At 29.0% G+C, this 12,484-nt stretch carries 12 protein-coding genes; all 12 read left to right on the top strand.

What is annotated here, in order from left to right:
• Positions 1 to 183 precede the first annotated feature (183 nt).
• The 12 genes from EIY84_RS11215 (at position 184) to EIY84_RS11160 (ending at position 12,205) form a co-directional block, all read left to right on the top strand.
• Entirely contained in the window at positions 184 to 1,344 is a 1,161-nt protein-coding gene (locus EIY84_RS11215) for a hypothetical protein (protein ID WP_124643213.1), read from the top strand.
• Between the two features lie 18 nt (positions 1,345 to 1,362).
• A complete protein-coding gene (locus tag EIY84_RS11210) occupies positions 1,363 to 2,493 on the top strand; it encodes a hypothetical protein (RefSeq protein ID WP_164472047.1) in 1,131 nt (376 codons plus the stop codon).
• Between the two features lie 423 nt (positions 2,494 to 2,916).
• Positions 2,917 to 3,477, top strand: a complete 561-nt coding sequence (locus EIY84_RS11205; protein WP_164472046.1) for a hypothetical protein — start codon at positions 2,917 to 2,919, stop codon at positions 3,475 to 3,477.
• A 10-nt stretch (positions 3,478 to 3,487) separates the two neighbouring features.
• Positions 3,488 to 3,862, top strand: coding sequence for a hypothetical protein (locus EIY84_RS11200; RefSeq protein ID WP_124643207.1), 375 nt, complete (start codon positions 3,488 to 3,490; stop codon positions 3,860 to 3,862).
• A gap of 14 nt (positions 3,863 to 3,876) precedes the next feature.
• Positions 3,877 to 4,677: a GIY-YIG nuclease family protein gene (locus tag EIY84_RS11195; protein ID WP_124643205.1), complete on the top strand. Its 801-nt coding sequence runs from the start codon at positions 3,877 to 3,879 to the stop codon at positions 4,675 to 4,677.
• A 246-nt stretch (positions 4,678 to 4,923) separates the two neighbouring features.
• Positions 4,924 to 5,859: an alpha/beta hydrolase gene (locus EIY84_RS11190; protein ID WP_241154787.1), complete on the top strand. Its 936-nt coding sequence runs from the start codon at positions 4,924 to 4,926 to the stop codon at positions 5,857 to 5,859.
• 371 nt (positions 5,860 to 6,230) lie between these two features.
• Complete coding sequence (locus tag EIY84_RS11185) at positions 6,231 to 6,809, top strand: Crp/Fnr family transcriptional regulator (protein ID WP_124643203.1); 579 nt, start codon at positions 6,231 to 6,233, stop codon at positions 6,807 to 6,809.
• A gap of 233 nt (positions 6,810 to 7,042) precedes the next feature.
• Positions 7,043 to 7,435, top strand: coding sequence for a hypothetical protein (locus EIY84_RS11180; RefSeq protein WP_124643201.1), 393 nt, complete (start codon positions 7,043 to 7,045; stop codon positions 7,433 to 7,435).
• Between the two features lie 58 nt (positions 7,436 to 7,493).
• Positions 7,494 to 8,219 carry a GLPGLI family protein gene (locus EIY84_RS11175; protein WP_124643199.1) on the top strand — a complete coding sequence of 242 codons (726 nt, stop codon included), beginning with the start codon at positions 7,494 to 7,496 and terminating at the stop codon, positions 8,217 to 8,219.
• A complete protein-coding gene (locus EIY84_RS11170) occupies positions 8,216 to 10,882 on the top strand; it encodes a carboxypeptidase-like regulatory domain-containing protein (RefSeq protein ID WP_124643197.1) in 2,667 nt (888 codons plus the stop codon). Before EIY84_RS11175 ends, EIY84_RS11170 begins: the two co-directional genes overlap by 4 nt.
• A 123-nt stretch (positions 10,883 to 11,005) precedes the next feature.
• A complete protein-coding gene (locus EIY84_RS11165) occupies positions 11,006 to 11,698 on the top strand; it encodes a hypothetical protein (RefSeq protein ID WP_241154786.1) in 693 nt (230 codons plus the stop codon).
• 243 nt (positions 11,699 to 11,941) lie between these two features.
• A complete protein-coding gene (locus EIY84_RS11160) occupies positions 11,942 to 12,205 on the top strand; it encodes a hypothetical protein (protein ID WP_124643195.1) in 264 nt (87 codons plus the stop codon).
• Positions 12,206 to 12,484: the final 279 nt, after the last annotated feature.

Below are 12,484 nucleotides of genomic sequence, written 5' to 3'. Positions count from 1 at the left end.
GCGTTGAAATTTTTGAGAAATTATTCGCAAAAAGCCCTTTTCTTTTACAAATTTTTGTATTTTAGCAAAAGAAAAATGGCTTTTTGCTTGGCGTTGAGATTACATAAGTACTTGATAATCAAAGTCCACACTTCACAAAGCCGCAAACCGTTATCTGCCATTTTATAAAAACCGTGTCTAAATATGAAGATTTTTTATTCATTAGCATTTATTTTTACTTTTTCAATAATTTTTGCGCAGAAAAATGCAACTACCATTTATTCAAATACGCCGAATGTAAAAATTATTGAGAGTAAAGAAATAATAACTGATTGGACTTTAAACCCAAAGCTAAAACCTGATGTTTACACCACAGGAAAAGTTTCAAAATATAAGGAAGTAAAACTTGTTACAGATATTGACAGCATTGAAGTAAAATTAAAACCAAATCAAAAATTCGACTTTATTATTTTACTCAACAAAAAAGATTCTTGCTTTACAAGGTTTGAGAGTCCGAAAAATGTAGATTTTTCTAAAACAAAAACAACTTTTCGCCAAACAATTCCATTTCATTTAACTGAATTCAATAATATTTCCGTGAATGCTGTTCTAAACAAAAAGGATTCTATAAAATTGATGTTTGACACAGGTTCAGTTGATTTTTACTTAACAAAAGAAGCAATTAAAAAATATCTAAATCCCAATGGTTTGAAATTGACAATGAAAGATATTTCCGACAATAATTTTGAAATTTCAAATCTGAATTGGAAACATCAACAAATTTATCCGATTGAAACAACGGTACAAGGAAATGACGGAATGTTCGGTTGGAATGCTTTCGACGGAAAAATTTTGGAAATTGATTATGACAAAAATATAATGATTGTTTATTCAAAACTTCCAAAAATTGGAAAAGAATTTGAAAAATTCCCAATGGAACTTATGAAAGAACATTTTTGTATTTCTGTAGATTTAGAAAATAATGGCAAAAAAAACAAAACTCGTTTTCTTTTTGACAGCGGTTATCAAAGAGCAATAATGTTAGACAATGATATTCTCAATGAAAATAATTTAAAGGTTGGAGAATTTAAACTTATTAAAGAAACAAAAATGTATAACAGCCAAAATGAAGAAATTCCTTTGAAATCGGTTTTACTTCCCAAATTATATTTTGGAAAATATTTTTTAGAAAATATTCCTTCACAGATAAATTCTTACAATAAATCCGCGGGTTACAAAACGAATTTTTTAGGAAACGAGGTTTTGAAAAGATTTAATGCGATTATAGATTTTCAAAAAAATGTGGTTTATCTGAAACCGAATAAGCATTTTTATGAGGAATATGCGGAAATGAAGAAAAACTAAAACTTGATATTTTTGAAAGTGATGAAAATAAGAATTTTCTTTTTGTTAATGGTTTTTGCAATCGGATTAAAGGCGCAAACTTTTACAACAAACTTCAATGTAAATCTTAACAATAGCGATACAAAATCAATTGTAGAATTATGGCAATCCTATCTTAAAAGTAATTCCAAAGATTTTTGGGCAGAAAGTGAAACGAAGAATCTTGCGAACTTCAATGTTTTGGATATGGAAGGAATTCTAAATCCATCGCTTATGAATTGGGGTTTTGATAATCGGATTTTGAGTATTAATCAAATTTTCGAAAACAAATATTTGATAAAATCGCTTTTTGAACAGGAAAACAAAGATGTTTTTGCCATTACGAATGTTGTTGCGATTAAAGAAGGAAATCAATTCAAACTCTCCAATTATCTTTTTGAAATTACTAAAAATTGGAAATCGACTAATTCGAAAAACATCAAATATATTTATCAACCTGATTATGATTTGAAGCAAAACGAGATTGATGAAGCAGAAAATTTTTATTTGGATTTATGTAAAACTTTCAGTGTTCAACCCGAAAAACTCACTTATTTCATTGCAAAAAATTGTGACCATATTTTTGATATTCTCGGCTACGAATTTATCTTCAGCAAAGGAATGTCCAAAGAATGCGGATATTTTGAAGAGAAGAATAATTTCATTTTTGCTACTGAAAAAGCAGGAGCAAATCATTTTCACGAGATTACACATTTCATTAACAAACATTTTCCAAATGCACACGAATTGCTGTTGACAGGAATTTCGGCATATATTTCAAAAGACAAGGCGCATTTGGGAAAACCTTTGATTTATCACACAAAAAGAGTTTATGAATATTTAGAAAAACATCAGGAAATCAATCTTTCAAAACCTTTTGATTTTTTTGAATTGGATGAAAACACGAATCCTCAATATGTAATTGGAGCAGTTTTATGCGATTTGATATTAGAAAAAGGAGGAAAAGCAGAGTTGATTTCCGCATTTAATTCCACGAAAACAGATGAAGATTTGTTGAGATATTTGAATTCTAAAATTCTAAAGAAAAATGAAAATCTTAATTCTGTTTTAAGGAAAAGGATTGTAAAGATTGCTAAATCCGATAATTTTCAAAACAAGATAATTAATTGAAAACTGACTAATTAAATAAATTGTATACTATGGAAATAAGAAAACGGCAGATAACATCGGTTTTGCAATATGCGGGGTTGAAGGCTCTTGCGTTGAAAGTTTCGTCAATTTTAGTCGCAAAAAAAGTTTCCGCTTCCATTTTTTTCGTAATTTAGTCAGCGGAAAACTTTTTTTGCTTTATGCAGTTTTTAGTAGAAATTTCAGTTGTAAAAGCCCGCACATCGCAAAGCCGTTTCCCGTTGTGCGTAATCTTACCAAAAAACATCTTCAAATTACGGTTTTCCGTAATGAAATCACTGAACAAAAATTTAATTTTGACAAATTAAATATACTTATGGTTCATAATATTGAAGAAAAATTTCATAACGACATATTTTGTCTTACGTCAACTTTAATTTTACACCAGCTAAAACTAATAATACTATGAGTGTTTTTTTCAAATCTTTTAAAAGAGAAATAGGCAAAAATTCTGGAAAATGGTTAAGCAATGTAGTTTTTAAAGACAAACATTCTACACCTATAAAAATAATCCGAGAACAAAAAAATGTAGAATTGAAACAGCAAAAACAAGAATTTAAAGAAAAAATTAAATTCGAAGAAAAGTTGGTTGAACTCGAACAAAAGAAGACATTAAACAACAGAACTAATTTACTTGCTGAAAAGAGAAATTCTGTTTTAGAAAAGGAATTACCTGATGAGAAAAATGAATTATTCAATTTTGCTTTAAACCTAATTACTGAAATTAAAAGTAATCGTTGGAGTTCTAATAATTCTGATGAAGAAGAAACTTCCAATGAATATTTAGAAGCACATTATCAAAAACTTGGACAAGTAAAAACAAAACTTCAATTTATGAATGCAACAAATGAAGCAGAACACGTTGAAGCAGAATTAAAAAAAATCAGAACAAAAAGATTTATTCAAAAATATTGGTTTTACTTCCTTTTTGCTTTTATATTAATTGCATTATATATTTTAAAATAATCCTAAACTTATGAGTAACAACTACATTGAAAAAAAAGAAAACGTCGGCTTAAAATTAGTCATTGCTTCCATTTTTACTTTTATTTTTCCTTATTTCGGAATACCAATCTTACTGTTCAAGTATTTTATGGGACGTAACAAAACTTCAAAAAGAAGTTATCAATACGAATATGATACTGAAATTGTGAGAGATAAACGTTTCAAAGGTGGATACAGAGAGCAATTAGGAAATCAAAAAAAGGTTGCTATTTCGCAAGAAATGTCAGGATATGAACAAGAAAATTACGATAAAAAAATCAAAGGGTATTTATATATTGCATTAGGTTTCTCTGCCTTTTGGATTTTAATGTTAATCATCGCTGGAATAGCAGAATTATTTGAATAAAACCATACTACAAAATGTCTATAAACTTAAACGATATTCTAAACTTTTCTGATTTAAGAAAAGTTAAAGTCCGATTTAATCAAAGTAATGGTTCTTATGACCCATTGAGATTTTTCAAAGAAGACAAAAAATCACTCTTGAACGGACAGTTTTGGAACTACAATAAAAAGAAATCTTTCAAAAACGGAGATATAACTGTTGGCTTTATAAAGTTAAGAAACCACAAATGGTTACTTTTTGACATTAGCATCATCACAAAAGACCTTAACTTGAATAATGCTGTTGGTTATGAATATGAAACTTTGAAAGAATATGAAAAATATTTTGGCAGACTTATTATTGAGTTCCGAAACAAATCCCAAAACCTAATTCGAAATGCTGAAAGTGTAATAGACCAATGTTCCGTAATACAAATTTTAGAAGATACGTTTGATAACGATTTGTTTCCGGGTTATGAAAATGTAAGGCTTAACTGGAAAGATTTAAAAAGAGTTGTTTCAAAAAGCAACTGGATTACTGCATTGGAAAATCAGAAAGCGGTTTATCTAATAACAGACAAAAGTAACGGAAAAATGTATGTTGGTTCAGCTTACGGAGAAACAATGTTACTTGGAAGATGGAAAAGTTACATACACAACGGACACGAAGGAAATGTTGAACTAAAAAATATCGAATTTGAACATATCCAAAACAATTTTGAGTATTCAATTCTTGACATTTATAAATCAACAATTAATGATGAAGTCATAATAAATCGAGAATCTTGGTGGAAAGAAACTTTACTAACTCGAAAATTTGGCTACAACAGAAATTAAAAAGACTACGCACAACAAGGGTTTTGCAAAATGGCGGGTTTAAGTCTAAATTGAAAGTTTGTACATTTTAATCCGCAAAAGCCAATTTTATTGGCTTTTTTCTTTAATTTAGCAAATAGAAATTGGCTTTTGCTACGTTCCGTCTAAATCGAAACTTTCGTCTTCGATTTTCCGCCACTTCGCAAAGCCCCGAACCGTTAGCTGCAAGCGTAGAACGACACTCCGCAAAACAAAGAACACAAACAAATGAATAGACTTTTTTTAATAATTCTGACTTTTTCACTTTTTACTATTAACTGTAATGGGCAGAAAGTATCTAACCCAAAAATCGAGAAAATTTTTCTTGACAAAACGGACACAACAAAAAACTGTTACACAATAGTATATCCACCAAAACTTCCTTGGACAGGATATTTGTTTCTTGTTCCAGGTTTTGGAGAAACAGCAGAGAATGTTTTACAGCAGACTGACTTGCCAAAAAAGTTAGCTCAAAATGGAATATTAACAATTATCCCTACTTTTCAAGACGGAGTTTTATCTTTTGGAGTTGACAGTTTAAGCCAACAAACTTTTGACAGAATTTTAAAAGATGTAACATCTAAACACAAATTGATTGACCAAAAATTCTACGTTGGTGGATTTTCAATTGGAGGAAGTTGTGCACTAAAATATGCTGAAAATACTATGATTAAACCAACTGCCGTTTTTGCTATTGACCCACCACTTGACTTTGAAAGATTTTACAATTCAGCAAAAAGAGATATTAGACTTTCAAAAGACAACGAAGCCAATCAAGAGAACATCTATATGATTGAAAGACTTGAAAAAGAAACTGGCGGAAGTCCAAAAACTAATCTTAACCAGTATTACAACCTTTCACCTTACTCATTTTCAGACACCAATCAAACCGCAATAAAAAAACTGACCAATATGCCTTTAAGAATTTATACCGAACCAGACGTAGATTGGTGGTTAAAAGAAAGAAATGCAGACTTGACAAATATGAATGCAACAGAATGTTCTGCAATGATTAATGAACTAAATAGACTTGGAAATCAAAACGCAGAATTAATTACAACACAAAAGAAAGGTTACAGAAAACCGGATAATAAAAGACATCCACATTCTTGGAGTATTGTGGATAATGACGAATTAATTAACTGGTTACTAAATCAGAAATAACGCCAGCAGCTAACAAGGGTTTTGCGTCAGGCGGGCTGTCGTACAAACCTGGAGCTTTGTATTTCTTTTAAACTTTAGTAATAAATTGGGCGTTTGTGCTCCGAAACCCGCCCGAACGCAAAGCCCGAAACCGTTATATGCTATGCTGCCAAAATAGCGTCCAACAAAAGAAAAATTGTAGAAATCTAAAAAAATATTAAATGAATAATTTTTACATTCCCAACGCAAAATTTATTCTTTTTTTCCAGCACCTTTTTTCCCAACGCGCATCAGCACATTTGCAAAAAGCCGCAGCTAAATCCTTCGCTTATTTTGCAAAAGAACTGATCTTTCCTACACCTTTCATAATAATATATTAAAACAAGAATGAAATGAAGCATGAAAAACTATTTGCACTTTTAGAAAAGTATAATAAAATTACTGAAGCAGAAAAAATTATACTGAAAAAACTTGTTACACCTTTAGAAATCAAAAAAAAACAAATTTTGATTGAAAAAAACTCGCCATGTAATAAAGCATTTTTTGTAACAAAAGGCTTGTTGAGGGCTTATTATATTGATGATAATGGAAAAGAGATTACAAGAATGTTTGCTTGGGAAAATAGATTTCTTACCAATATTAATAGCTTTAAAGGCTTTGCTGAAAATAATGAAACCATTGAATGTGTAAAAGATGCTGAAGTTTTATGTATAAAAAACACTGATTTTAGAACTCTTTTGTTATCTACGCCTAATTTAAAAAGTATTTATACTGATATATTAGAAGAATATACCGCATTATACACAAAAAGATTTGAAGCGTTAAACACATATGATTTAAAGAAAAAAATTCAATATTTAAAACAAGATTTTCCGCATTTAGTAAAAGAATTGCCTGATTACTTATTAGCATCTTTTTTAGGAATATCAAGAGTGCATTTTGTAAATAATAAACATTTGTTATATAATTAATTTTTTTTAAAAAAATGTAAATTATTTTACACTTTAATCAAAATTAAAAGTACATTTTTGCTATACGAATTAGTGTATAAGCTAATTTAAATTCAGTAGCTACGAATTGCAGGTTTCTTTTAATTACCGAAAGAAAAAAATTAAAATAGTGAAATATGCCTACACGATAAAATAGCAAAAGGACGAATTTAACTGCTCAAGTCCTAAAAAGGAGCAAAAAAATATTTATTTCTATGAAAAAAATCATGTTTAGTTTAGTTTTATCATTATTTATGATAACAAGTTCTTTTGCAAACACCTCAAAAGTTGACAATGTCAATTCTATTGAAAATAGAATTGATAAAACAAGTATTAATATCAAACTTGGAAACGTCACAAACTTAAGTGAAAAGCAAATTGTAGATTTAGCAAACTCAATGTTAGCAGATTTTGTAAAGCAAAATAAAAATTCTCTTGATGAATGCACAATAACGATGTCTGCTGAAATTACAGTTGGAATAGCTACAGTAACAGTAAGTGCATCTTATACTTCCACAACTTGCGAAGTAGCTGCTTCGAAAGCAGCTTCAGCATTGGGTGCAGCTGTTAAAAAAGCAAAAGCTGCTTTAACTGCAGCATTAGCATAACAAAATCAAATAAACAAAAGGCATTAAATTTGCCTTTTGTTTTTTAATATTTATAATAATGAAAATTTTAATCTCACTTTTTTTATCAATATTCATAAATGCACAAAGTAATCTGATTGTAAAATACAAAATGATAACTTTATTTGATGGTTCTAAAAATTATAATTCAACACTATTATTTTCTGAAAAAGCATCAGTCTTTGAATTTAAATTAACAGAAAAAGATGCAATTGATAAAGAATATAATGACCAAAATAATATTCTTAAAATTGAAATACCCGATAAAAGCACTCATAAATTATTTTTTGATATTGAGAAAGCTACAATATCTGAAATAAAAAAGAAAATAAATTCTGAATCACAAGTTTTAGTTATTGATTCCTTGGAACTTCCTATCTGGAAAATAACTACAGAAAAAAGAAAAATAAATAATCATGAGTGCATTAAAGCATTAACAAATTTCAAAGGAAGAGACTATGTGGTTTGGTTTACTATGGATTTTCCTACATTTTTTGGACCATGGAAACTTAATGGGTTACCAGGGTTAATATTGGAAGCACAGGATAAAAGAAATGAGGTCTTCTTTGAAGCAATAGAAATTAGTTCAACTGATAAAGCCATTGACCCCGTCCCTACTAATTTGGAAATTACAAGTTCTAAAGACTATAATAAGAAACTTACCGACTATCTTACTGAAATTACTGACAGATTAAATTCTTTGGGGGATAGAAATTCTAAAATTACTTCAAAAGCAATAATAAGAAAAGGAATAGAGCTTGAATGAAAAAAAAAATAATTTTTTTTATAATAATATTATTCTCAAAATACACCTTCGCTCAAGTTTTTGCCGAAGGTTTTGTTTTTGATGAAAATTCTAAAACGCCAATATTTAATGCTTCAATTTTAGTTTCAAATCTTAATAATGAGATTATAGCATATACATTTTCAAAAAACAATGGAGAATTTAAAATCAATATTAAGAATGCAGGAGAATATAAATTTTCCATAAACAAAGCTGGTTATGAAAAAGTAGAGCAACAAATTCATTTAAATTCAGCAAATAATATTAAAATCAATTTTGATTTAAGTAAAGTTAAAATTAAAGAAATTAAAGAAGTCATTATTACTTCATCAAAACCTATAAAAATAAAAAAAGATACAATTGAACTGGATGCTAAAGCATTCATGCAAGGTAATGAAAATTCGCTTGAAGATTTACTAAAAAAATTACCTGGATTAAATGTTGATAATAGTGGTGTAATAAAAGTCGGCAATAAAGAGATTGAAAAAATCATGATAGAAAATGACGATTTTTTTGGAAAGGGATATAGTATTATTTCAAAAAACATGTCAATTAAACCAATTGATAAAATTCAAATAATTGAACATTACTCAAATAATAAACATTTAAAAGGCATTGAAAACAGTGACAAAGTTGCATTAAATCTAAAATTAAAGAATGATGCAAAAAAAGAGTGGTTTGGTACTATATATCTTATGAATTCTACTTATCCAAACAAAAATTACGATTCCAAAATTAATTTGATGAGTTTTGGAAAAAAAAGTAAGTATTTTTTTTTGGCAAATGCTAACAATATTGGATTTGATGCAGTAGGCTCTATTAGGGATTTAATATCACCTGTTAATGATACTGATTTTGAAACCAATACCAAAAGTATTGAAGCCTATTCGCCATTCTATTCTTCAATATATTTGCCATCACATATTGAGGTAAGAGGTAAATTTAATAATGATAAAATGGTATCTGCCAACTCCATCATAAATATAAATCCTAAATTAAAAATAAAATTTCTTACATTTTATAATAATCAAAATCAAAATTATTTTAATCACACAAATATTAACTATGATATCAGCAATAATCCCTTCAAAATTTCTGAATCTAATGATATAAGCATAAATAATAATAACATCTTTGGTAAAGTTGAACTAAATTTTGATAGAAAGCTTAACCAAACAATTAATTATATAATAAAATATAACTATTCTCAAAAACAAAATAATAATTCAATTATTTATAATTCTCAACCAACTCTTGAAAATATAAGTGAAAACAAGAAATCCACAGACCAAACTCTTTCTTTTACAAATAAATTTAATGAAAAAGAAGCATTAATTACTTCTTTACGTTTTATTGATGAAAATTCACCAAGTCAGTATACACTCAATCATTTTTTCTATGAAGAACTTTTTCCTAACACGCAAACAAGTAGTAAAGCTGAACAAGCCTTTAATTCAAAATTAAGTTATTTCAACTTTAACGCTCGTTATCTAAACAAAAAGAAAAATGATAACTTATTTGAAATTTTATTGTCTTTTGAAAATAACCAACAAAAATTAAATAGTTTATTTGCAGTTATAGATTCAGTAAATAAAAATACTTATACCAATCCACTCTTTTCAAATGATATGCAATATAGTTATTCTTCAATAGAACTTTCAAGCAAATACACCTACATAATTAATAAATTTGAACTGATTCCAAATATTAAAATTATAGGTCTAGATAATAGATTGACAACTAACAAATATGATAGAAATAAAAAAATATTATTAAATCCTTCGATAGATTTAAAGTGGGATATAAATAAGAAGAGTAACATAAGTATTAATTCTTTTTTCAACCAATCAAATGTGGAAATTCAGAACCTAATACCAAATTATATTAACAATCGTTTGAGACAATTTAGCAAAGGATATGGACATCTCACATTCTTAAGAAACTATGGCGGAAGTATTTTTTATAATTATGGTAGCTGGACAGATAGATTCTTTTTTAATAATTTTATCAACTATACTAATTTTTTAGACTATTTAAGTGATAGCTCATTTATTTATCCAAACTATGTTGTTTCAGATGAAATATTAGTTCGCAATAAACAAATGTTGCTCGCCTCCTCTACTTTTAATTATTATTTAAAGAAAATTGCATCTAATATTAAAATTACAATAAATGGAGGCTATAACACATATTTCAATAAGATAAATAGTTCAGAATTAAGAAAAATTACAACTATTAACTACAGCTATGGATTGGGAGTTAAAAGTGGTTGGAAAAAAAGTGTAAATTTTGATTTTGGTTTTACTAGGTCAGAAAATTTCGTAAAAATTTCATCATCAAAAAAGACATCAAATTGGAATTCATATTTTGATGTAATTGGGAGTTTTGGTAAAAAAACAACCTTCCAATTAAGCCAAGAATTATATAATATTGGTAACACCTCGAACTCGTACTCTAGCTATTATTTTGCTGATTTAAAAGGCAAGTATTTATTTAATGATAAAATTACGTTTAACTTAACCTTTAATAATATTTTTAATGCCAAAGAATTTATAACAAAATCAATTAATGATTTAAGTGTAACAGAAATAAATTATTCATTATATCCTAGAAATTTAATGGTAGGAGCCGAGTTAAGGTTTTAAGCAAATAAAATTCTTTTAAATTGAGAAAAAAAATTAAATTTGTCTTATCAACCAAAAACACAGAATATTATGGCTTCCACATCAGAAATGGGACACGCATAAAACATTGCAAACTTTGAAGATTTGATATCCTTTTGCGAAGGATACGGCGCAACCTACAATCCTACCAAAGAGAGTTTGAAAATCCCACAACTCAAAGCATTGTATCAGACAGCGCAAGACAAACTCACGGCTTCAAAAGCACAGAAAACCAATTTTGACAATGCGACCAACGAAAGGCGCAACGCATTCAAAGACCTTAAACCTCTCTCCACAAAAATTGTGAACGCTTTTGCAGTTTCAGGCGCAGATACATTGGCACAAAACAACCTGAAATTCGTAAACAAAAAATTGCAGGGTTCAACCTCTAGCGCAAAAAAAGAAGAACCTACCGAAAATACTACGACAACTCCCGAAACTGCAAAAACCATTTCAACCTCTCAACAATCCTATGACAGATTGATTGACCATTTCGCAAATGTTATTCAGGTTTTGGAGCAAAACACAGTTTACGCTCCCAATGAAAATGATTTGCAGGTTGATTCCCTAAAAGACAAACTTCTAGAATTGCAAACCAAAAATACCAACCTAATCAACGCCTACACTTTATACAGCAATGCGATGATTGAAAGAAACCAAACCCTTTATAATCCATTGTCGGGAATAGTTCAAACCGCTAAAGAAGTGAAGCAGTATGTTAAAAGTATTTTCGGCGCAACAAGTCCGCAATACAAGCAAGTAAGCGGTTTAGAGTTCAAAGTCAGAAAGGGAGAATAATATTGTAAAACCGTCAAATGCAAAATTCAATTTGGCGGTTTTATTTTTCACAATGGCGGATATATATTATCTGACGGAAAACAATATTTTAGCATAGTCTTTGACAAAATTACCGACAGTAAATAGTATTTTATCACCGGAAACTATAAAATTACTGATGGCGAATAATATTTTAGCAATGGAATTTAATATTTTAGCGATGGCAAATAATATTTTATCATTGGTGGAAACAAAACAAAAAAGATGAGCCAACGCAAAGGAAAATGCACATTTTGTTTTTGCCCGACGCTTTTTACCAGCAGAAAAACAAAAAGAGCATTTCCCTTCCCCCTTTTTGCCCACGCTAAAAAAAGAATAAATTTCCCTCAGCTCTCCTGCATATTTACAAACCGCATAGAAAGCACAGCATATAACATGGGTTTTGCAAGATGCGGGGTTGAAGGAAATCCCAGAAAGTTTTTAGAAAATACCCGCAAAAAACTTTTCCATTTTTTAGTTTTTTCGTAATTTTAAAAAATGGAAAAAGTTTTTGCTAGAGTTTCGTCCTCCTCTCCACTTTCGGTTTGCAGTAGCCCGCACCTCGCAAAGCCCCTTTCCGTTGTCCGTAATATTTGAGGAGCGTTATCAAATTGAAGATTTTGCAAAATCGAATGTTTTTTTTGACCTCTACCCTTCTGATTTCTAAATTTTATGCCGAATAATTTCTGCGTGAAAATTTGAAAAATTAAGCTGAATATCTTGCTGAAAATTATCCTGTTGATTTCTGAAAATTGTGCTGAATATCAT

It is taken from the genome of Amniculibacterium aquaticum, from assembly GCF_003852705.1.
Lineage (GTDB): Bacteria > Bacteroidota > Bacteroidia > Flavobacteriales > Weeksellaceae > Amniculibacterium > Amniculibacterium aquaticum.
Note: the sequence above shows the minus strand (reverse complement) of the source record. Positions and strands in the feature narration are given on the sequence as shown.